The sequence below is a fragment of the Lysobacter xanthus genome (assembly GCF_047159895.1).
Genome location: NZ_BAAGAB020000029.1, coordinates 1 through 22,464, shown reverse-complemented (window position 1 = coordinate 22,464; position 22,464 = coordinate 1). Strand labels below are relative to the sequence as shown.

The following is a 22,464-nucleotide window of genomic DNA, read 5'->3' as shown; positions in this document are numbered from 1 at the left end:
AAGGCTGCAGTCGGGATACGTTTATGTTCCGCGCGTTTCCGCGTCGGGACGTCGCATGCGCTGCAATACGGACGACGAATAATCCGACGCGGTCCGACGATCTACTCCGGTCGAACTCCTTCCCACTCGCCGCCATAGTCTCGTGGCGTCTCCTCCGAATCTCCGATGAGCCCAGCCCTCGACCTCCTCCACCGCATCTTCGGCCACACGGCGTTCCGCGGAGAGCAGGCGCAGATCGTCGAGCACGTCGCCCAGGGCGGCGACGCCCTCGTGCTGATGCCCACCGGTGGCGGCAAGTCGCTGTGCTACCAGATCCCCGCATTGCTGCGCGATGGCTGCGCGATCGTGGTCTCGCCGCTGATCGCGCTGATGCAGGACCAGGTGGAGGCGCTGCGGCAGGTGGGCGTGCGCGCTGCGTTCCTCAACTCGTCGCTCGACGCCGCAGGGGCGGCGGCGGTCGAGCGCGAATTCGTGGCCGGCGAGCTCGACCTGCTCTATGTCGCGCCGGAGCGCCTGCTGACGTCGCGCTTCCTGTCGCTGCTCGACCGGGTGAAGCCGGGCCTGTTCGCGATCGACGAGGCGCACTGCGTCTCGCAGTGGGGCCACGACTTCCGCCCGGAGTACCGCCAGCTCACCGTGCTGCACGAGCGCTGGCCCGACGTGCCGCGCATCGCACTCACCGCGACCGCCGACGCGCCCACGCGCCGCGAGATCGTCGAGCGGCTGGCACTGGAGGACGCGAAGCAGTTCGTCAGCTCGTTCGACCGCCCGAACATCCGCTACACGGTGGTCGCGAAGGACGGGGGCGGCACGCGCCAGTTGCTCGACTTCCTGACGCGGCACCCGGGCCAGAGCGGCATCGTCTACGCGATGAGCCGCAAGCGCGTGGAGTCCGTCGCCGAACAGCTCTGCAAGGCCGGCATGAAGGCCCTGCCCTACCACGCCGGCATGGACGCGGCCGTCCGCGCCGCGAACCAGCGCCGCTTCCTGCAGGAGGACGGCATCGTCATGGTCGCGACGATCGCCTTCGGCATGGGCATCGACAAGCCGGACGTGCGCTTCGTCGCGCACATCGACCTGCCCAAGTCGGTCGAGGGCTACTACCAGGAGACCGGGCGCGCCGGTCGCGACGGCGATGCCTCCGAGGCCTGGCTGAGCTACGGCCTCGGCGACGTGGTGAGCCTGCGCCAGATGATCGAGCAGGGCGACGCGCCCGCGGAGCGCAAGCAGCTCGAGCTGCGCAAGCTCGATGCCCTGCTGGGCTTCTGCGAGACCACCGCCTGCCGGCGCCAGGCGCTGCTGCGCTGGTTCGGCGAGGATCACAGCGGCGCCTGCGGCAATTGCGACAACTGCATCAGCCCGCCGCGCAGCTGGGACGGCACCGAGGCCGCGCGCATGGCGCTGTCGGCGATCTACCGCACCGGCCAGCGCTTCGGCGTCGGCCACCTCGTGGACGTGCTGCGCGGCACGAAGACGGAGAAGGTGCAGCAGTTCCACCACGAGGCGCTCGCCGTCTTCGGGGTCGGCAAGGGCTTCGACGACCGCCAGTGGCGCAGCGTGTTCCGGCAGATGGTCGCGGGCGGCCTGGTCGACGTGGACGTCGAGCATTTCGGCGCGTTGCGGCTGACCGAGGCCAGCCGGCCCGTGCTGAAGGGCGAGACGACGTTGCGCTTCCGCGAGGAGCCGGCCTCCGTGTCGCGACCGCGCCGCGACCGCCGCACCACCGAGGCCGAGGCCTTCGACCTCGACCCGGAGTCGCTCGCGCGCTTCCAGTCGCTGCGCGAGTGGCGCGCGCGCGTCGCGCGGGAGCAGAACGTCCCCGCCTACGTGATCTTCCACGACGCGACGCTGCGGGCGATCGCCGAGGCCGATCCCGCGGACCTCGAAGACCTCGCACGCGTGCCGGGCATCGGCACGACGAAGCTCGAGCGCTACGGCGAGGCGGTGCTGCAGCAGCTGTTCGACGCCGCTTAGGTTACGCACGCGGGAGCGCCCCCACAGGCCAGCGCTCGGACCGGACCGATCGGAACCGGCGGAGACCGCTCAGGCGGAGATGGCGTCCTCGCTCGGGCTGCTGCGCAGCAGCGCGGCGTCCGCGCCCAGCGCGACCGCGAAGCCGTTGAGGCCGATGTCCAGCACCAGTGCATCGCCCAGCACCGCGAGTTCCTGGTCCACCGTCCGGATGTAGCGCAGCCCGGCGGTCGCGAGCGCCGGCAGCCCGCGCGCGAAACGCGAAGGCACCACCACGAGCGCGCCGTCGGTGCGTCGGAACAGGTCGAGCTTCACGGAAGGCTCCTTCGGCGACGTCGGGACCGTACCCGGAACCGACCGGCGCGCCTATAGGGGCAAGCCCCCACGCCCCTGAACCGGGCGGGCGCCGCGACCGGGGGCGCCTGCCGCGCGACGGACGGCACCCGCCCGCGAGCTGAACGCTGGCGCGGGGTTGATCCGGATCAAGTCGCCCGACGGGCCCGGCCCGTAGCGTGTACGCCATGGGCATCAACGACTCCACCATCGACCGCAGCCTGCTCGAGCGCTACAACCGCCCGGGGCCGCGCTACACCTCCTACCCGACCGCGCCGCAGTTCCGGGAGCAGTTCGGCGAGGCGGACCTGCGCGAGGCGATCGCCGCCAGCAACGGCGACCCGATCCCGCGTCGCCTGTCGATCTACGTGCACGTGCCGTTCTGCGCCAGCCCGTGCTTCTACTGCGGCTGCAATCGCATCATCACCCGCGACAAGGCGCGCGGCGAGGTCTACCTGGCCCGGCTGTACCGGGAGATCGCGCTCGTCTCGCAGCTGTTCGACCGCGATCGCGAGGCGATCCAGCTGCACTTCGGCGGCGGCACGCCCAACTTCCTGTCGCCCGCGCAGCTCGGCGAGTGCGTGGAAACGCTGCAGCAGCACTTCCGCTTCTCGAACTCGAGCGAGCGCGACATCTCGATCGAGCTGGACCCGCGCTTCGTGACGCCGGCCGACGTGGCCGAGCTGGCCCGCAGCGGCTTCAACCGCGCGAGCCTCGGCGTGCAGGACTTCGATCCGGTCGTGCAGGTCGCGGTCAATCGCATCCAGAGCGTCGACGAGACGCGGGCCGTGGTCGACGCCTGCCGCGCGCACGGCTTCCGGTCGGTCAACATCGACCTGATCTACGGCCTGCCCAAGCAGTCGCCCTCCGGTTTCGCGCAGACGCTCGACCAGGTGCTCGCGATCCGCCCGGACCGCCTGGCCGTCTACAGCTATGCGCACCTGCCCGAGCTGTTCCGCCCGCAACGGCAGATCGAGGAGGCCGACCTGCCGACCGCGGACACCAAGCTCTCGCTGCTGGTGATGGCGATCCAGCGCCTCACTCGCGCCGGCTACGTCTACATCGGCATGGACCACTTCGCCCTGCCAGACGACGACCTCGCCACGGCGCAGGCGCGCGGCGGGCTGCATCGCAACTTCATGGGCTACACGACCCATGCCGACAGCGACCTCGTTGGCGTGGGCGTGAGCGCGATCAGCCACATCGGCGACACCTTCAGCCAGAACCCGCGCGACCTGCCGAGCTGGGAGATCGCGCTCGACGAAGGGCGGCTGCCCGTCTTCCGCGGCCTGCACCTGTCCGAGGACGACAACCTGCGCGCGGACCTGATCCAGGCGCTGATGTGCCAGGGCGAGGTGCCGGTGCATGCGCTGGAGCGCCGGTACGGCATCGAGTTCGGCCGGTACTTCGGGCCCTGCCTGGAGCGGCTCGCCCCGCTCGTCGCCGACGGCCTGGTGAAGCTCGACGGGGACCGCATCGTCGCGACCGCGCAGGGCCGGCTGCTCCTGCGTAATATCGCCATGTGCTTCGACGCCTATCTCGAAAAACCCGCCGATGTCGCCCGCCCGCGGTTCTCGCGCGCGATCTGAGGCCTGCGCCGCCTCGGGGGAGGCGGTGCTGAGCCGGACCGCGTTCCCGCGGCAGGACGCCCGCACGATCGCCGACGACGGCGACGCGCTGCATTTCTGTTCGACCTGCGCCTTCTCCGATGCCTGCCTGTCGCAGGGCATGGACAAGTCGTCGCTGATGGACCTGCACGTGCTCGTCGAGCATGTCGGGCCCTACGCGGCCGGCGAGCACCTGTTCCGCGAGGGCGACCGCTTCGAGGCGATCGCCGCGGTGCGCGCGGGCACGGTCAAGACGTACGTCATCGACCGCGACGGCCGCGAGCACGTGCTCGGCTTCCACCTGCCCGGCGAGGTCATTGGCCTCAACGGCATCGACAGCGACCGCTACCCGTGCAATGCCGTCGCGCTCGACACGGTGATGCTCTGCCGCTTCTCGTTCTCGCAGATGGAACTGCTCGCCACGCGCGTGCCGGGCCTGCAGCGGCAGCTGTTCCGGCTGATGAGCCGCGACATCGGCCGCGCGGCGCTGCTCGCCGGCGATTTCACCGCCGACCAGCGCATGGCCGCCTTCCTCATCGGGTTCTCGCGCCGCCTCGCCGCCCGCGGCTTCTCGCCGCACCGGTTCCAGCTGACGATGGCGCGGACCGACATCGCGAACTACCTGCGCCTTGCCCCGGAAACCGTGAGTCGCGTGCTCAAGCGCTTCCAGCAGGACGACCTGGTCGCGGTCGACCGTCGCGACCTCGAGCTGACCAACCCCCTCGCGCTGGAAGCGCTCGCCGCGCCCGTGCTGCGCGACTGACCTCGCCGCACGGGATCGCGTTCGACGGCCGCCGATGCGGCCGTCGTCGTCTGTGCGCACCGACGCGTTCACGTGCCCCGTCACGTTTCGCTCGCCGCGCTCGACCTGATTGATCTGGGTCAAGGTGGCCGGCGGGCCCAGCCACGAGCATGCGCTTCAACCGGAAGGGAGAAGTGACATGAGCAGCACCCGCAAGTTGTGGTTGGGACTTGCCGCCCTGCTCATCGCGTCGTTCTCGGTGCTTCTGTGGGCCGGCGGGGAGATCTTCCGCGCCGCTCCGCCGATCCCCGAACGCGTGGTGAGCGAAAGCGGCCAGACGCTTTATACGAAGGACGACATCCAGAAGGGCCGCCAGGTCTGGCAGTCGATGGGCGGCATGCAGCTGGGCTCGATCTGGGGCCACGGCGCGTACGTGGCGCCCGACTGGTCGGCCGACTGGCTGCATCGCGAGGCCGTCGCCGTGCTCGACCGCTGGGCGCAGGCCGAGGGCGCGAAGGCGTACGCCGACCTGTCCGCGGAGCGCCAGGCGGCGTTGCAGGCCCGCCTGCAGCCGATGATGCGCCGGAACACCTACGACGCCGCGACCGGCACGATCACCGTCACCGGCGATCGCGCACTCGCGTCGACGAACGTGGCCGCGCACTACGAGAGCCTGTTCGGCACCGACCCCGCCACGCACGCGTTGCGCGAGGCCTATGCCATGAAGGAAGGCACCGTGGCGAACGCCGAGGACCGGCGCGCGCTGACGGCGTTCTTCTGGTGGACGGCCTGGGCCGCGACCACCGAGCGCCAGGTCGCCGCCGACGCTCCCGCGGTGAAGGGCGGCCCGGTCGACCAGGTCGTCACCTACACCAACAACTGGCCGCACGAGCCGCTGGTCGGCAACAAGCCGGCGCCCGCGCTCTGGGGCTGGTCGGTGTTCAGCGTGATGTTCCTGATCGCCGGCATCGGCCTGCTCGGCTGGTGGCATGCGCGTTCGCACGAGGAGTCGCCCGGCCAGCTGCCGGCCACCGATCCGCTCGCGATGCTGCGCATCACCCCGTCGATGCGCGCGACCGCGAAGTACTTCTGGGTCGTGCTCGCGCTGTTCCTCACGCAGATCCTGATGGGCGCGATGACCGCGCACTTCCAGGTGGAAGGCCAGCAGGCCTACGGCTTCGACCTGTCGAGCATCCTGCCGTACTCGATCACGCGCACCTGGCACACGCAGCTCGCGGTGCTGTGGATCGCGGTGGCATGGCTCGGCACCGGCCTGTACATCGCGCCGGCGTTGAGCGGACATGAGCCGAGGTTCCAGCGGCTCGGCGTGAACTTCCTGTTCGTCTGCCTGCTCGTCATCGTGGTCGGGTCGTTCGCCGGCCAGTGGATGGCGGTGATGCAGAAGCTGGGCCTGAAGTACAACTTCTGGTTCGGCCACCAGGGCTGGGAATACGCCGACATGGGCCGCTTCTGGCAGGTCTTCCTGTTCATCGGCCTGATCCTGTGGCTCACGCTGGTCGGTCGCGCGCTGTGGCCCGTCCTGCGCTCCACGAAGGACGAGACGCGTCCGATCGTCGGCCTGCTGTTCCTCTCCACCGTCTGCATCGGCCTGTTCTTCGGCTCGGCGCTGATGTGGGGCGAGCACACGCACATCAGCGAAGTCGAATACTGGCGCTGGTGGCTGGTGCACCTGTGGGTGGAAGGCTTCTTCGAAGTGTTCGCCGCCGCGGTGATGAGCCTGATCTTCGTGAAGCTCGGCCTGGTGCGTGCGAAGCCGGCGGCGACGGCGGTGCTGTTCTCGACGGTGATCTTCCTCACCGGCGGCGTGCTCGGCACCCTGCACCACCTGTACTTCATCGGCACGCCGACCGCGGTGGTGGCGCTCGGTGCGAGCTTCTCGGCGCTGGAAGTGGTGCCGCTGGCCTTCATCGGCTTCGAGGCCTTCCACACGTACCGCATGGGCAAGGCCACGCCGTGGATGGCACGCTACAAGTGGATCATCATGTTCTTCGTGGCGGTCTGCTTCTGGAACCTGGTGGGTGCGGGCCTGTTCGGCTTCCTCATCAATCCGCCGCTGTCGCTGTACTACATGCAGGGCCTGAACCTCACGGCGCTGCACGGCCACACCGCGCTGTTCGGCGTGTACGGCATGCTCGGCCTCGGCCTGCTGCTGTTCTGCCTGCGCGGCCTGCGCGGCCAGATGGCGTGGAACCCGGCACCGCTGCGGGTCGCGTTCTGGTCGCTCAACATCGGCCTGGCGCTGATGTCGCTGCTGACGCTGCTGCCGATGGGTACCATGCAGCTCTTCGCCAGCATCGAGCACGGCTATGCCTATGCGCGCTCGGCGGAGTTCATGAACCGCCCGATCATGGACATGCTGGTGTGGATGCGCGTGCCCGGCGACACGATCTTCAGCGTCGGCGCCCTCGCCCTCGCCTGGTTCGTGCTGCGGCTGTGGGTGGCGCCGCGCCGCGAGACGGTCGCGGTGGGCGGTACCGAAGCCGCGCGTCGCTGAAGCATCGCAGGTGGTATCGAAGGGGGCGGCTCCGGCCGCCCCTTTTTTTGTGGCCGCCACGGGCGGTCTGATCTGGATCAAGGCCCCGCGCCCGTGCGGCGGGGACACTGGCGTCATGGACATGCCGACCGTTTCCGCCGTTCCCGTCGCCTCGCCACGCCGTCTGCTGCTGGCGCCGCACCGCCTGCTGTTCTTCGTGGGCGCGACCAACGTCCTGCTCGCCATGGCCTGGTGGGCGACGTGGCTGGTGGCGGCGCGCGCCGGCGCCATGATGCCGGAGAGGACGCCGTACGCCGGCTGGCTGCATGCCTTCGTCATGCAGTACCAGATGCTCCCGAGCTTCATCTTCGGCTTCCTGCTCACCACCTTCCCGAAGTGGATGGGCCAGCCGGAGTTCGAGCGCTGGCGCTACGCGCCGGTGGGGCTCGGCCTGTTCGGGGGACAGGTCGCGACGCTGCTGGGGGCGATGGGCTGGAACGCCGGCATCGTGGTCGGCCTGATCATGACGCTCGCGGGCTGGGCGGCCGGCCTCGCGACGCTCGCGCCGCTGCTCTGGCGTGAGACGGGCACCACGTGGCATGCGCGCTCGTGCTTCGCCGCGCTCTCTCTGGGTTTAGTCGGCCTCCTCGGCTGGACGGCGTTCGTGCTCGGGCTCGCGGGGCCGCAGTGGGCGTTCGCCAGCATCAAGATCGGCTCGTTCGCGCTTCTGCTGCCGCTGTACTGGACGGTGGCGCACCGCATGTTCCCGTTCTTCGCGGCCAACGCCGTGCCCGGCTATACGCCCTGGCGGCCCCTGTGGTTGCTGGCGGCCGCGTGGCCCCTGCTGCTCGCGCACCTCGGCCTCGAGCTGGCGTACGCCTACGGCGCGCTGTGGGTGGTCGACCTGCCGCTGCTCGCACTCGCCGCCCGGATGCTGGCCAAGTGGTGGCCGCGCGGCCCGCGGCCGGCGCTGCTGACCGTACTGTTCGCCGGGTTCGCCTGGCTGCCCATCGCGTTCGCGCTCTACGCGACGCAGAGCCTCGTCTATGCGACGACGGGACACTTCACGCTCGGCCGCGCACCCGCGCATGCGCTCTTCGTCGGGTTCTTCGGAACGCTGCTGGTGGCGATGGTGACGCGCGTGACGCAGGGCCATTCGGGCCGCCCGCTCGCGCTGCCGCGCGCGGCGGGCTACGCCTTCGTCGCCATCAATCTCGTGGCCCTGCTGCGCGTCGGTGCGGAGCTCAGCCCCGACCCGGGCCTGTGGCAGGCCATTGCCGCGGTCGGCTGGCTGCTCGCGCTCGGCCCGTGGATCGCCCGCATCGGCCGCATCTACCTGACGCCCCGCGTCGACGGCCGGCCCGGCTGAGGACTGTTCGATGATCGAGTTCTACCCCCAGATCAAGGCCGTGCACATCGCGATGGTCATCGCGAGCGGCCTGCTGTTCGCTCTGCGCGGCGCGGGCGTCCTCGGTGGCCAGCGATGGCCCATGGCGCTGCCCGTGAAACTTCTGAGCTACAGCATCGACACGACACTGCTCACGGCGGCGCTCATGCTGTTCACCATCCTGCCCGACGGCCTCTTCGCGAACGGGTGGCTGGCCACGAAGATCGCCCTGCTCGTCGTCTACATCGTGCTCGGCACCGTCGCGCTCAAGCGCGGCCGCACGCCGCGTGCGCGCGCGATCGGCTACGTGCTGGCGCTCGCGACGTTCGCCTTCATGGTGACGATCGCGCGTGCGCACCACCCGCTCGGATTCATCCACCTGATGGCGGCCTGAGCATGAGCGCGCTGATCGACGACCTGCCGCCGGAGGATCCGCGCATCGAAGCCGAGCGCCGCACGCTCGATGCCTGCTTCCTCGGGCCTTATGGCGAGAACGACACGCTGCTCGAGAAGCTCGTCGTCGAGTTCCTGCGCGACCACGTCTACTGGCGCCGCAACTTCCATCCCGAGGATCCGCCGGCGATCCCGACGCACGCGGCCGCGCATCCCGACTACCGCGCCTTCGAGGCGCGCATGCGACGCGAACTGCATGCGCTGTCGGCCTCGCTCAAGCAGTCCGTGCCGTTCCACAGCCCGCGCTACATCGGACACATGGCGTCCGACCTGCTGCTGCCTGGCCTGGCCGCGCAGATCCTCACCCTGCCCTACAACCCGAACAACGTCAGCGAGGAGGCCGCACCGGTCACCGTCGACCTCGAAGTGCGCGTCGGGCTGCAGCTCGCGCGGATGTTCGGCTTCGTCGACGACCCGCTGCGTGCCGACTGTGCGTTCGGCCACCTCACGTCCGGCGGAACGCTGGCGAACTACCAGGCGCTGCGGCTGTCGCTCGCGCTGAAGGCGTTCCCCGTCGCGCTTCGCACGGCGGGCGTGCCGGATATCGACGTGCCCGCCGACGACTGGGCGGCGTTCAACCTCGCACCGGCGGACGGGATCGCGCTGTTTGAGCGCTGGACCGCCTGGCTCGCGGCGCAACCGGTCGCCGAGCGCGCGGACTGGCAGCGCCGCGTGGAGGCGCAACGCCTGGAGCAGCTCGGCCTCGTCGACTTCTTCGCCGCGCATCCCGGCCTCTGCCCCCCGGTGGTGCTCGCGCCGGTCACCGCGCACTACTCCTGGAGCAAGGGCATGAAGCTGCTCGGCCTCGGCCGTGCGCAGCTGCTCGAAGTGCCCGAGCGCGGCATGCGCATGGATCCGGACGCCCTCGCCCGCGTGGTCGCCCGTTGCGAGGCGGCGCGCCAGCCGGTGCTGCTGGCGGTCGGCGTGCTCGGCACCACCGAGTACGGCACGATCGATCCGATCGACCGCATCGCCGACGTGCGCGACGACGCGGCGGCGCGCGGCTTCGGCTTCGCGGTGCATGTCGACGCGGCGTGGGGCGGCTACCTCGCCACCCTGTTCCGCAACGCGGACGGCAGCCTGCGCCCGTTCACCGACGTCGCGGCAGGCAATGCGCAGTTCCCGCGCCCGGCGGTGTACGACGCGTTTGCGGCACTGTCGCGCACCGATTCGATCACCGTCGATCCGCACAAGCTCGGCTACCTGCCCTACGGTGCCGGCGCCTTCGTCTGCCGCGACCAGCGCGCCGTGCCGCTGCTCGCCGAGCGTGCCGATTACGTCTTCCACGGCGAGGCCGCGGGCGACTACTTCGCGCGCCATCGCCGGCTCGGCCAGGTGATCCCGGAAGGCTCCAAGTCGGGCGCCGCGGCGGCCGCCGTCTACGTCACCCATCGCGTGCTGCCGCTCGACCATGCGCACTTCGGCGCGCTTCCGCGGCAGACGATCCGCGCGACCGAGCATTTCGTCGCGCGGCTGCGCGAGTTCTCGCAGCGGGTGGCGGGCGTCGCGCACGTCACTGTCCCGTTCCTGCCGGACAGCAACCTCGTCTGCCTCGCCATCAACCCGGCCGGCAACCGCGACGTCGCGCAGGCGAACGCCTTCGTCCGCCGCCTGCACGACGACCTGCGGTGCGACCCGTCGCGGCCGCTGCAGATGCGCCAGTTCTTCGGATCGATCACCACGCTGCGCGCCGACTCGATCGGGCCGGAGGCACTCGAGGCGCTGTGCGCGCGGCTGCAGCTCGATCCGGCCACGTGCGGCGACGGTGCGGATCGCGACCGCCTGACCATCCTGCGCCATACGCTGATGAACCCGTATCTGCTCGACGTCGAGAACGGCATCAGCTACATCGACCTCTACCTGGACTACCTCGCCGCACGCCTGCGCCTGCTGTTGCTAACCTGAGGCCCGTGGACCCGGGGGAGTCCGATGTCCGAGCGCCTGCCCAAGCCCGCCGCCGAACCGCGCCTGCCGCGGTGGCGAGCCGCGCTCGTCGTGCCGCCGGCCTGCCAGGGCGAGCGCGACCGGGTGGTGCGGGCCCGGGTGCGCGCGCTGGCGCCGGTGATCGCGGCGCTGACGGCCGGGTGGATCCTGCTCGACGGCATGGCGCTGTCGCTCGCCGACGTGCTCCCGATCGCCCTGCTGCGCCTGCTGCTGGCGGGCGCCCTGCTGGCCCTGTCGCGGCTGCCCGATCGCACGTCGGGCGCGGGGATGCTGCGGGCCTTCGTCTGGTTGCAGGCGATCGGCTTCGGCGTGCTGCAGCAGGTGTTCGTCCACGACCACATCGCCGCGCTCGACATCGGCTACGGGCTGTTCCCGTTCGCGGTGGCGGCGCAGCTGGCCCTGTTCCCTGCGCCGTGGACGCACGTCCTGCGGATGGCGGTGGCGCCCGCGGCGATGCTTACGCTCGCGGAGATGACGAACGACCGTCGCTTCGACGTCTTCGCCCACAACGATGTCTGGCTGCTCGCGCTGCTCATCGCCGTGGCGGCGTGGACCGCGCACGCGCAACTCCAGTTGCTCGCGAGCCTGCTCGGCGCGCGACGCGAGGCCTCGCAGGACGCGCTCACCGGGCTCGCCAACCGTCGCCAGGCCGACGCCCGGCTCGCCGCCGAGCACGCGCGATGCGAGCGGCATCGGGAGCCGCTGTCGGTGCTGATGGGCGACCTCGACCTCTTCAAGCGCATCAACGATCGCCATGGACACGCCGTCGGCGATCTGGTGCTGTCGGCGACGGCCGACGCGATCGCCGCCGAACTGCGGGCGAGCGACCTCGGCGCGCGCTACGGCGGCGAGGAATTCCTCGTGCTGCTGCCCGAAGCCGCGGCGTCGGACGCGCTCGCGGTGGCCGAGCGCATCCGTGCCCGCGTCGCCGCGCTGCGCATCGAAGCCGGCACGGCCCCGATCCGCGTCACCATCAGCCTCGGCGTCGCCCAGCTCGTGCCCGGCGAAAGCATCGAATCGCTGCTGGCGCGGGCCGACGGCGCGCTCTATCGCGCGAAAAGCGAAGGCCGGGACCGCTGCGTCGTGGACGCAGCCGGCATCCCGGCCTGACACCTCGACGGCGGCGCCTCCCCGGCACCGCCGTCGCCTCCCGCTCAGTTCGCCAGCGCGCGCGGCGCGGGCGTCCACTCCACCTGCAGCCACACCTTGGTGCTGTCGCGCGCGATGCGCTCGTCGCGGTAATCCGCCGCCTTGATCAGTCCCTTGAACGTCTTCGAGAACGGCACGGCGAGCGATGCGTCCAGTTCCTGCCCGTACTTCGCGCTGCCACGGTCCGCGCGATAGTCGTGCGCGACCACGGCCCACTCGAGCGCACCGGCCTTGCGTGACTTGGCGAACGTGCCGCCTGCGCCGACGTAGCGATCCTCGAGGCCGCCCGGAGGCGTCGTGGTCAGGCGATCGGCCCAGCCGTTGAAGCCGTGCAGCGAGGCGAGCGGCGTCTGCAGCGCATGCACGCCGTTGCCGCCGAGGTGCTCCCAGCCCGCGCGCAAGGTGACGGCCTTGACGGCGACGGTCGGCTCGATCAGCCAGTACGCATGCGAGAACGAGAGCGGATTGTCCGCGTAGTCGCGCTGGCGCGCGGCTTCGAGCGTCAGGCCGAACGGCTGCGATGCGCCGGGCACGCGCGCATAGCGCGCGCCGAAGGTGGCGCTCGACGCCGAGCGCACGTCGCGATCCTCGTGCAGGTAGGCATAACCGGTCACGCGGTTGGCGCCGCGCGCCCAGGCCGCATTGAACGCATGCGTCGACAGCGCGCGCTCGCGGGCCAGCGGATCGACCGCATGGTCGCCGGCGGTGCGGTGCACGCGATCGAGGAAGGCGTAGCGCACCGTGGTCTCCTTCGACGGCGCCCACTGCAGGGCGACCGCGTCGAAGGTCTGCTCGTTCTGGCGCCACCCGGAATTGCCGATCCAGCGCTGGTTGTCGAATTGCAGGCGCTGTCGGCCGACCGTCGCCGAGAACGTGCCCGGATGCCAGCGCAGCCACGCCTGGTTGAGTTCGGCGCCCTGCGGGTCGGTCACCGTCGGGAACACCGTCCGGCGGTTGGCGCCGCTGTTGAAGTCGTCGGTGAGGTCGGCGACGCCCTCGCCTTCGACGAAGCCCTCCCACGTCGGGGAGAACTGCGCGCGCAGCGCGGCGCGCGCGCGCAACGTCAGCGCATTGGCGTCGCGCCCAAAGGCGGCGTCGTCGACGGACTCGTAGCGCAGGCGCGCACCCGTCTCGAACGTATAGGTGGGCTGCGCGAGCGCGGGTGCCGCGATCGAGAGCAGCAGGCAGGTGGTGAGCAGACGGCGTTTCATCGGTAGGTCCCCTTTGTGAGGCCGACAGATTCGCGGCCGCCGCGCACGGCCGCATTGATCCGTGTCAATTCCGATGCGACCGACGGGCCTTCGCCGTTCATCTGTTCGAACGATTCCGGTCGTCCACTTGATCCAGATCAGAGTGGCGGCCCTCACGCGTCCCTAACGTACGCATCAACCCGTCAACACCAAACCAGCGGAGTCAACCGTGAAGAAGTCGATGATGTTCCTCGCCCTGGGCTTTGCCCTCGGCATGACGCCCACCGCGTTCGCGCAGCACGACCAGCATGCGCAATCCACCAACGTCGCGCCCGTGGCCGACGTCGTGTTCACCCTGCGCAGCGAGATCGCCGACGGCAAGCTCGTCTTCATCGGCGACGCCGGTGCGATCAAGGGCCAGGTCAACCCCGACCTGAAGGTGCCGGAAGGCAAGGTCGTGCAGATCAACTTCGTGAACGGCGACGGTGCGCTGCACGACATCTCGGTGCCGGACTTCGGCGCGAAGTCGGACCAGCTCTCCGACAAGGGCGCGTCCACGACGATCGTGTTCCGCACCACCAAGTCGGGCACGTTCGAGTATTTCTGCTCGCTCCCGGGCCACAAGGCGGCGGGCATGGTCGGCAAGCTGATCGTCGGCAACACCGCCGCCGCCACCAGCACGGCCACCGAGATCTCCAAGGACCCGACGCAGGTCGGCACGCCGGTCGGCAAGCGCGCACCGCAGAACAGCGAGATCAGCATCGTCACGAAGGAGATCGACGGCCGCCTCGCCGACGGCAGCACCTACCGGTACTGGACGTTCGACAACACCGTGCCGGGCCCGCTGCTGCGCATCCGCAAGGGCGACACCGTGAAGGTGAACCTGTCGAACGCGCCGGACAGCGTCAACATCCACTCGATCGACTTCCATGCCGTCACCGGCCCCGGCGGCGGCGCGGCGGTCACCCAGGTGGCGCCCGGCCAGACCAAGAGCTTCACGTTCAAGGCCATCAACCCGGGCCTGTACGTCTACCACTGCGCCACGCCGATGGTCGCGCACCATATCTCCAACGGCATGTACGGCATGATCCTCGTCGAGCCCGAAGGCGGCCTGTCGAAGGTCGACCGCGAGTTCTACGTCATGCAGGGCGAGATCTACACCGCGCAGAAGCACGGCACGCAGGGCAAGCAGGAGTTCTCGCTCGACAAGCTGCTCGACGAGAAGCCCGAGCACATCGTGATGAACGGCGCGATGGGTGCGCTCACGGCGACGCACCGCATGGAAGCGAAGGTCGGCGAGACCGTGCGCATCTTCTTCGGCGTCGGCGGCCCGAACCTGACCTCGAGCTTCCACGTGATTGGCGAGGTCTTCGACCGCGTCTACAACCTGGCCGCCCTCGAGACGCCGCCGCTGCGCGACGTGCAGACGACGCTGGTGCCGCCGGGCGGCGCGACGATGGTCGAGTTCAAGGTCGACTACCCGGGCAAGTACATCCTCGTCGACCACGCGCTCTCGCGCCTGGAGAAGGGCAACGTCGGCTTCCTGCACGTGGTCGGCGACAAGGACGACAGCGTGTTCAAGACCGACCAGGCGATGGATCCGAAGTCGGGCCACTAAGCCCTGCCGCACCGTCGAAGGCCACGTCCCGGACGTGGCCTTCTTCGTTTCTGAATCGATGGAAACCACGCGGCGCGCCCGCGTCCCATCTGATCCAGATCAAAGAACCGGTGAAACCGCAGGCGCAGAATTTACGTACAGCCTCCAGCCAACCCCTACCGAAACCGGAGTTCCGCCATGTCCCGTATCAATGTCGTCGGCCTGCTCGCCCTCGCCGGCCTCGCCACCCTCGCCAACCCGGCCCAGGCCGCCGCGTGCTCGGCCACCGTCGAGGCCAACGACGCGATGCAGTTCAACACCAAGTCGATCGACGTGCCGAAGTCCTGCAAGGCCTTCACCGTCACGCTGAAGCACACCGGCAAGCTCCCGGTCACCGCGATGGGCCACAACTTCGTGGTCGCCAGCGCGGCCGACGCCGCCGCCGTCGCCACCGACGGCATGAAGGCCGGCGCGGGCGCCAACTACGTCAAGGCGGGCGATGCGCGCGTCGTGGCGTCCAGCAAGCTCGTCGGCGGCGGCCAGTCCACCACGGTGAGCATCCCGGTCGCGAAGCTCAAGGCCGGCACGCCGTACGCCTTCATGTGCACGTTCCCGGGCCACTCGTCGATCATGCGCGGCACCCTGGCCGTCAAGTAAGCGGTTCCGGTCCGGTTTCGCCCGCGACCGGGGAGATGCCCCGGCGCCGGTGGACCGGACCTCCCCTGAAGAACGCCCGCAGCGATGCGGGCGTTTTTTATTGCGCGTCGTACGTGTGCGAACGCCGGATCGCGCTCGAGTGCGAGCGCACGGGCCTCGCCTCGAGAACCGCCTATGGAAAAAGCCCGCATCTCTGCGGGCTTTCGAGGACATCGCATACCGCCGGCGTCGTCCGCTTCAGCGCAGGGCGAGCGTCCGTCCCTGCAGCACCGGCCGGCCGTCCACCAGTTCGGTCCAGACGACATGCAGTCCGTCCGCATCGATCGCCATCCGCGGCATGCCGGTTCCGCGCCCGCGGCCCGCCAGCGTCGCGATGCGCACCGGCGCGCCCGCGCGGCCGGTATCGATGGACGCGGTCGCCAGCCACAGCGACTGCGCACTCGCATCCTCCCGGAGCCAGGCCACGGCCGCGCGGTCGCCCTGCACCGCGATCTCGACGCGACCGAGCACGGCATCGCCGCGATCGAGCGTCGTCGCCGCGGAGAACGATTTACCGGCGTCCCGACTCGTCGCCAGGCGCACTTCCGAGGAACCGTCGGCGGCCGTGTACCACGCCGCCGCCATGCGCACACCGCTCGCGGCGGCGCCCGGGCCGTTCACCGGGCAGGCCGGCATCCGCCAGCCGTCGTCCGCAACGGCGGACGGGGTCGACCAACGACCGTTCTCGAGCCGCGTCGCCCTGATGTCGCGGACTTCGGTTTCGCTGCGGTCGCGGTAGACGAGCACCGGGCCCCGCGAGGTGGCCGCAATGTCGGTATGGCAGCAGTCGCAGACGCGCGCGTCGAGCACCGCTTCGCCGGCACGCTGCAGCCGCGCATCGAACGTGGCCGCGCGCAGCATCTGCGCGCCGTCGCCGTGGCCGTGGCCGCCCGACTTCGCACGGCCGTCGAGCCAGGCGACGCCGATACGGTCGCGGCCGGCATCCCAGGTCGAGGCGAAGCCGTGCTCGGTGGGCGTGCCGTCCGTGTTCACCGGCACCGCGGCCGACCACGTGGCCCCGCCGTCCGGCGAGCGCGTGAGCACCACGTCCCGTGCATGTCCGCCACCTGCACCCTTGCGCAGCCAGAGCAGCCACACGGCGCCGTCGCGCGTCTGGCGCAGGCGCGGCGTGTCGACGGCGTTGCCGAAGCCGTCCGAAGTCGCGACCGTCACCGGCGCGCTCCAGCGACCGCCGCGCGAGCGCGAGAACCGCAGGCGCTGCGCCGCGCCCTGGCCGTCGACCCAGGCCATCAGCATCGAGCCGTCGGGGGCTGTCGCGAGGTCGACCTGCATGCCGTCCCGCGTGGGTAGCGCCCAGGCGGTGGCGGTCGGTACGGCGCGCGGCGGCGTCGCCGGTGCGGCGCCGGGCAGCAGGGCCACGCCGATCGCACCGAGGATCGCGAGCGGCAGCACGCGCGTCGCGAAGCGGTCAGTAGTCATAGCGGAGCTCCGCGGTCCAGGTCCGCTGGTTATAGGGATGGAAGTTCCAGTACGTGCGGTCGCCGAGGTTGTCGACGCCGACGGCGCCGCTCCAGTGCGCGTCGTGCGTATAACGCACCCGCGCGTCGGCCACGAGGAACGGGCTGGTGCCGGTGTACGTGCCGCTGTTCGTGTCGGCGTTGTCGAGCGTGTTGAACTGCCGGCCGCTGTAGCGCAGTGCACCGGTGAAGCTCCAGTGCTCGCCCGGGTGGTAGGTCGCCACCATGTTCGCGCGCCAGCGCGGCACGCGCGGCTGCCACTGGCCTTCGCTCGCGGGGAACGCCGCGTTCTCGGTGATGATCGACTGGGTGAACGTCGCGCTGGCATTCACGTCCAGCGCGTCGAGCCCGACGCCCGTCAACTCCGTCGCCACCTCGACGCCATCGGTGCGGATGCGGCCGACGTTCTGGATGCTGGTGACGTTCGGCACGCTGCGCACGTCGGTCTGCGAATACAGCGCATCGCGCGTCGTCTCGTGGAACCACGTGGCGCGCACGCGGCCCAGGGCGACGGTCTTCAACCACGACAGCTCGGACGTGACCGACGTTTCCGGCTTCAGGTTCGGGTCGTTGTTGACGATCGTGTCCGTCGCGATCGTGCCCTGGTACAGCTCGCTGACGGTCGGGAAGCGCACCGCGCGGCCGATCGACGCCTTGAGCGACCAGTCCGCGTCCGGCGTGTACTTCAGCGCGGCCTTGGGCGAGATTGCCGTCTCGCTGCGATCGTCGAAGCCGAAGGTGGTCGTCGCATTGGAGAGCCGGCCGTCGCGTGCGGCCCAATGCTCGGCGCGGGCGCCGACGCTGAGCGTCCAGGTGGGATCGATCGTCCAGGTGTCCTGCGCATAGGCGCTGCGCAGCGTGGTGGTGCCGCCGAACGCCGAGAAGCGCGACTCGGCCGCTCCGTCGCGCCAGTCGCTCGTGTTCGACACCTCGGTGTCGAGGACATAGCGGTCCGACTGCAGGCCGAATTCGACGACGTGCGTGGTGTCGGGCTTCCACGTGACATGCGCGGTCGCGGTCGTCCAGCCGGTGCCCTCGCCGTCGGCGATGCGGCCGGCGCCGCCGTTGCGGGCGGCCGGCAGCGCCACCAGCGGCGAGCGCACGCGGTCGCGCACGTAGTCGAACCGGCTGGCCGCCAGCGTCCAGTTCCATGCGCCGCGGCCGCTCTTCTTCAGCGAGAGCGCCTGCATGCGCTGCAGCTGCTCGGCCGCCTGCAGCGAGATCGCCGTCGGCGCCAGCGTGTAGCGCCGCCCGTCGATCCCCACGGTGCCGCTGTAGACCGGCGTGCCCGCGGCGTCGCGCAGGTAGGTCTCGCCCTGCCGTTCCGCGTCGTTGCGCCACTGGCCGAGCACGTAGCTCAGGCGCATGTCGTCGGCGACGTCGTAGGCGAGCTTCAGCTTGGCCTGGTCCTGGTGCGTGGTCCCGATGCCGGTCGCGCCGACCACGTACCAGGGCTGGCCGCGCGGATTCACGTCGGCGATGGCGCCGGTGACCGGCGTTGCGCTGCCCGCGGTGCCGCTGGCCGCGAGCAGCGTGGCGAAGGTGATGGGATGCGACTGGCTGTCGAGATGCCCCACCGACAGCCAGCCGGACAGACGGCCGCGCCGGTCGCCGAGCGAGACGCTGGTCGACGTCGCGTCGAAGCGGTCGCGCGTGCCGAACAGGTGCGAGTCCTCGAACGAATAGCCGAGCTTGGCGTGCGCCTCGAAGCGCTCGGGCATCCGCGTCACGTAGTCGACCACGGCGCCCACCGAGTTGCCCGAATACGCAGCCGAGAACGGCCCGTACAGCACGTCGACCCGTTCGATCTCCTCGGGGTTGACCATGCCCCAGCGCGGGCTGAACGCGTAGCCGTTGCCCAGCAGGTTCGACAGCAGGATGCCGTCCGCGTACACGAGCGAACGCGCGCTGTTGCCGGTGCCGGAGGCGCGCGTGGCGAGCACGGCGTGGTCGTAGTCGCCGATGTAGCGCTTGCGGACGAGCAGGCTCGGCATGTACTTCAGCGCGTCCTCGGCGTCGTGGCAGTTCACCTGCGCCTGGATCTCCTGGCGGGTGATGCCGGCGAACGTGGTCGGGATGCGCGTGGGCAGCGACGTCAGGCGGAGTCCGCGAACGAAGACACGGGCGAGCGTGGCTTCGGGCTGCGGCGTGGCGGTCGCGACACGCGTGTCGACGGTATCGGCCTCGGCGGCGGATGCGTCGGGCGTCGGCGGCGCGGCGAGCGCCAGGACGGGGGTCGCGAGCAGCAGGCCAATGGCGGCGGCGAGGGTGGCGCGACGGAACGCGCGGTTCGAAACGGTATTCATGGGACTTTCCCCGGGACGAATGCGTGCGCCCGGCGCGGCGCGCCGAGGACGTTCGTCGATCACTGGTGCGGCCGGAGCCGCGCGGCGTCAGGCGCGGTGCACGCGCGGCGGACCGCGCGAACCGAGCGTCCAGGCCGAGGACGCGGCTGCCGGTGCGGACGCACGCGGCGCAAGCGACAGCGGCGCATGCGGCATGCGCGCGACCGCGGTCACCGCCGGCGTGGGCAGGCCGGCACCGGCCTGCAGGACGCAGTAGTCGCAGCCGCCGTCATCGTGGCGCGAGGGCATCCGCTCGCCGGCTGAATGCGCGGGCGCGCCGCCGTCGTGCGGCATCGCGCCGTCGTGCGCGGTCATCGCCACCACCGCAAGCGTCGTCGACGATGCGGTGAAGATGCGCCCCGCCGCCGGCAGCAACGCGAGCAGCAGCGTCGCCACGAGGGCGAGCCAGGCGATGCGGCGTTGGCGGACGGGGTACATGCTGCGAATTATCCGGAGCACGTACGTCGCTACCTTGATGTCGATCAAGTGAGTCGATCACGTGCGCGGAGAGTGACGTGCGTCGCGCTCGACATGCGGTCGCAATGAGGGGCATTGCGACGAACGCGGCGCGCCGTGCGGGGGAAACCGCGTGGACGCGCAGCGATCGCTGCGGCCGCGGGACCGCGTCGCGCGGCCATGCAGGACGAACACGATCGCGACGTCGGGCAGGCGTTCACGCCCGCGCGGGCAGGACGTCATCGCATCGTCGGCGCCCCACGGCAGCGCACCGCTCTGCCGGAGCGCCTACGACTAGTGGCGCATCAGCACCGGACGCGTGGCGTGCGCGAGGACGTGCCGGGTGACGCCACCCAGCACCCATTCGGAGAGCCGCGCGTGGCCCCAGGCGCCCATCACGAGCAGCCCGGCGTCCAGCGTCTCGACGGCCGCCAGCAGCGCGGCGCCGGTGCCATCGCCGCCGTCCCCGGCCTCGATCGGCCGGATCTCGGCTCGCGGCAGGTTGCGCGCGCACCAGCGGGCGAGGTCGGGCCCCGGCGCCAGCGGCGGCAGGGCACGGCGGGCGCCGTCGAGCACGACCACGCGGCCGGCGCGGGCGAGGAACGGTTGCGCGCCATGCAGGGCGCGCGCGGCGCAGGGCGAACCGTCCCAGGCCACGGCCACCGTCTCGAAGTCGGGGCCGGGGCTCGCGCCCGGCGGCAGCACCATCACGGGCACGCCGGCGTTCACCACGATGCGGCCCACCCCGCCGGGCCCGGCCCATGGGTCGATGTCCGCCCGGTCGAGCCGGACGACCAGCAGGTCATGCCAGGCCGCGGCCTCGCGGATCACGTGCGCGGCGTCGCCGGCCGCGCAGATCCAGGCGGGCTCGCGCGCGCCGATCGCGGTCGCCCACGCGGTGAACGCGCCGGCGCGGGCCTGCGCCTCGCGCAGCTGGCGCGACATCTCGAGCGCGGCCGCGGCCGCGAGCATGCCGGGGTCGTAGGGCGACAGCGGCGGCAGCCCGACGGGCACGACGTGCACCGCGGTCAAGCCCCCGGCGAACGTGCGCGCCAGCCCTGCGGCCGCGGTGACGCCCTCGTCCCACGGGTCGAGGGACTGCGCACGAACCAGAACGTCCTTCATCGTCGAGCCTCCGATCGTCGACCGGTCGGTCGCCCGCGAAGCGGGTGGCGACGCGGCCGGTCGCGGCGCCGCGAAACTGACCGTCTCACTCCCGCGGCATGGGGCACTTGATCGAGATCAAGTCCGACGTGAAGGCGCTGTCGAGAATGGCGCAGCGTTCCGTCATTCCCACCTCGAAGGTCCCTCCATGACCGTTCTCGATGCCACCCAAGCGCCCTCCGGCGCCGCGCGACCCGCGGCGTCCACGAAGCCGCTTCCGGTGTCCTACAACGACCGCGTGGTCGTGCAGTTCTCCCTGGCGACGGTGCTCTGGGGCATCGTCGGCATGACCGTCGGCGCCCTCATCGCCGCGCAGCTGTACTGGCCCGACCTGACCCACGGCATCCCGTGGCTGAGCTACGGCCGCCTGCGCCCGCTGCACACCAATGCGGTGATCTTCGCCTTCGGCGGCTCCGCGCTGATGGCCACGAGCCTGCACGTGGTGCAGCGCACCTGCGGCGTCCGGCTGCTGTCGGACAGGCTCGCCTCGTTCGTGTTCTGGGGCTGGCAGCTCGTCATCGTGTCGGCGGCGGTGACGTTGCCGCTGGGGCTCACGCAGGGCAAGGAATACGCCGAACTCGAGTGGCCGATCGACCTGCTGATCACGGCCGTCTGGGTCGCGTACGCGGTGCTGTTCTTCGGCACGATCGCGAAGCGCGCCAACAAGCACATCTACGTGGCGAACTGGTTCTACGGCAGCTTCATCATCGCCGTCGCGCTGCTGCACATCGTCAACAACATCGCCATCCCCGCCGGCGCGTTCAAGTCGTACTCGGTGTACTCGGGCACGGTCGATGCGATGGTGCAGTGGTGGTACGGCCACAATGCGGTCGGCTTCTTCCTGACCGCCGGCTTCCTCGGGATGATGTACTACTTCGTGCCGAAGCAGGCCGGTCGCCCGGTGTATTCCTACCGGCTTTCGATCGTGCACTTCTGGGCACTGATCGCGGTGTACATGTGGGCCGGCCCGCACCACCTGCAGTACACGGCGCTGCCGGACTGGGCGCAGTCGCTCGGCATGGTGTTCTCGCTGATCCTGCTCGCACCCTCGTGGGGCGGCGCGATCAACGGCGTGCTCACGCTGTCCGGCGTCTGGCACAAGCTGCGCACCGACCCGATCCTCAAGTTCCTCATCGTCTCGCTCAGCTTCTACATGATGAGCACGTTCGAGGGGCCGATGATGTCGATCAAGACGGTCAACTCGCTGTCGCACTACACCGACTGGACGATCGGCCACGTGCACGCCGGCGCGCTGGGCTGGGTGGCGATGATCACCGTCGGCTCGATCTACGCGATGCTGCCCAAGCTCGTCGGCGTCGAGAAAATGCATTCGACGAAGGCGATCGACACGCACTTCTGGCTGCACACCGTGGGCGTCGTGTCCCGTACGTGGTCTTCGCCTCGGCGAAGCCGTAGTCGATATCGGCGCGAAGGGTGTGAAGCGGCACGCGGCCTTCG

At 70.5% G+C, this 22,464-nt stretch carries 16 protein-coding genes and 2 pseudogenes; 11 read left to right on the top strand and 7 right to left on the bottom strand.

Features of this window, described 5'->3' with window-relative positions:
* Positions 1-165: 165 nt before the first annotated feature.
* Positions 166-1,974, top strand: coding sequence for a DNA helicase RecQ (recQ, locus tag ACY35P_RS08945; RefSeq protein ID WP_462115484.1), 1,809 nt, complete (start codon positions 166-168; stop codon positions 1,972-1,974).
* Between the two features lie 69 nt (positions 1,975-2,043).
* Here the strand turns inward: recQ and ACY35P_RS08940 are convergent, their stop codons facing one another.
* Complete coding sequence (locus ACY35P_RS08940; RefSeq protein WP_462115483.1) at positions 2,044-2,286, bottom strand: hypothetical protein; 243 nt, start codon at positions 2,284-2,286, stop codon at positions 2,044-2,046.
* Between the two features lie 206 nt (positions 2,287-2,492).
* Here ACY35P_RS08940 and hemN point away from each other — a divergent pair, with 206 nt between their 5' ends.
* The 7 genes from hemN to ACY35P_RS08905 all read left to right on the top strand — a co-directional run bounded on the left by hemN (position 2,493) and on the right by ACY35P_RS08905 (position 12,041).
* Positions 2,493-3,893, top strand: a complete 1,401-nt coding sequence (gene hemN / locus ACY35P_RS08935) for an oxygen-independent coproporphyrinogen III oxidase (RefSeq protein WP_462115482.1) — start codon at positions 2,493-2,495, stop codon at positions 3,891-3,893.
* A gap of 25 nt (positions 3,894-3,918) precedes the next feature.
* Positions 3,919-4,674 carry a cyclic nucleotide-binding domain-containing protein gene (locus ACY35P_RS08930; RefSeq protein WP_462115481.1) on the top strand — a complete coding sequence of 252 codons (756 nt, stop codon included), beginning with the start codon at positions 3,919-3,921 and terminating at the stop codon, positions 4,672-4,674.
* Between the two features lie 178 nt (positions 4,675-4,852).
* Positions 4,853-7,168 carry a nitric-oxide reductase large subunit gene (locus ACY35P_RS08925; protein WP_462115480.1) on the top strand — a complete coding sequence of 772 codons (2,316 nt, stop codon included), beginning with the start codon at positions 4,853-4,855 and terminating at the stop codon, positions 7,166-7,168.
* 115 nt (positions 7,169-7,283) lie between these two features.
* Entirely contained in the window at positions 7,284-8,516 is a 1,233-nt protein-coding gene (locus ACY35P_RS08920; RefSeq protein WP_462115479.1) for an NnrS family protein, read from the top strand.
* Positions 8,517-8,526: 10 nt separating this feature from the next.
* Positions 8,527-8,928, top strand: a complete 402-nt coding sequence (locus ACY35P_RS08915) for a SirB2 family protein (RefSeq protein ID WP_462115478.1) — start codon at positions 8,527-8,529, stop codon at positions 8,926-8,928.
* A gap of 2 nt (positions 8,929-8,930) precedes the next feature.
* Complete coding sequence (locus tag ACY35P_RS08910) at positions 8,931-10,892, top strand: pyridoxal phosphate-dependent decarboxylase family protein (protein ID WP_462115477.1); 1,962 nt, start codon at positions 8,931-8,933, stop codon at positions 10,890-10,892.
* A gap of 24 nt (positions 10,893-10,916) precedes the next feature.
* The gene (locus ACY35P_RS08905) at positions 10,917-12,041 is read left to right on the top strand and encodes a diguanylate cyclase (protein WP_462115476.1); all 1,125 of its coding nucleotides are present in this window, start codon (positions 10,917-10,919) and stop codon (positions 12,039-12,041) included.
* A 44-nt stretch (positions 12,042-12,085) separates the two neighbouring features.
* Here the strand turns inward: ACY35P_RS08905 and ACY35P_RS08900 are convergent, their stop codons facing one another.
* Positions 12,086-13,291 carry an alginate export family protein gene (locus ACY35P_RS08900; protein ID WP_462115475.1) on the bottom strand — a complete coding sequence of 402 codons (1,206 nt, stop codon included), beginning with the start codon at positions 13,289-13,291 and terminating at the stop codon, positions 12,086-12,088.
* A gap of 208 nt (positions 13,292-13,499) precedes the next feature.
* Here ACY35P_RS08900 and nirK point away from each other — a divergent pair, with 208 nt between their 5' ends.
* A complete protein-coding gene (gene nirK, locus ACY35P_RS08895; protein WP_462115474.1) occupies positions 13,500-14,888 on the top strand; it encodes a copper-containing nitrite reductase in 1,389 nt (462 codons plus the stop codon).
* Between the two features lie 177 nt (positions 14,889-15,065).
* Positions 15,066-15,524 (top strand): azurin, encoded by a 459-nt coding sequence (gene azu / locus ACY35P_RS08890; protein WP_462115473.1) that lies wholly within the window; start codon positions 15,066-15,068, stop codon positions 15,522-15,524.
* Positions 15,525-15,761: 237 nt separating this feature from the next.
* On the opposite strand, the gene ACY35P_RS08885 is transcribed toward azu, so the two are convergent.
* From ACY35P_RS08885 to ACY35P_RS08870, 4 genes are all read right to left on the bottom strand, one after another.
* Positions 15,762-17,003, bottom strand: coding sequence for a hypothetical protein (locus ACY35P_RS08885; RefSeq protein WP_462115472.1), 1,242 nt, complete (start codon positions 17,001-17,003; stop codon positions 15,762-15,764).
* Positions 16,993-19,347 carry a TonB-dependent receptor gene (locus ACY35P_RS08880; RefSeq protein WP_462115471.1) on the bottom strand — a complete coding sequence of 785 codons (2,355 nt, stop codon included), beginning with the start codon at positions 19,345-19,347 and terminating at the stop codon, positions 16,993-16,995. Before ACY35P_RS08880 ends, ACY35P_RS08885 begins: the two co-directional genes overlap by 11 nt.
* A gap of 87 nt (positions 19,348-19,434) precedes the next feature.
* Entirely contained in the window at positions 19,435-19,824 is a 390-nt protein-coding gene (locus ACY35P_RS08875; protein WP_462115470.1) for a DUF2946 family protein, read from the bottom strand.
* A 312-nt stretch (positions 19,825-20,136) separates the two neighbouring features.
* The gene (locus tag ACY35P_RS08870) at positions 20,137-20,967 is read right to left on the bottom strand and encodes a universal stress protein (protein WP_462115469.1); all 831 of its coding nucleotides are present in this window, start codon (positions 20,965-20,967) and stop codon (positions 20,137-20,139) included.
* Positions 20,968-21,154: 187 nt separating this feature from the next.
* Here ACY35P_RS08870 and ccoN point away from each other — a divergent pair.
* Positions 21,155-22,387, top strand: a pseudogene (gene ccoN / locus ACY35P_RS08865) (cytochrome-c oxidase, cbb3-type subunit I); the annotation flags it as partial.
* Between the two features lies 1 nt (position 22,388).
* Here the strand turns inward: ccoN and ACY35P_RS08860 are convergent.
* Positions 22,389-22,464: pseudogene (locus ACY35P_RS08860) on the bottom strand (30S ribosomal protein S3); the annotation flags it as partial.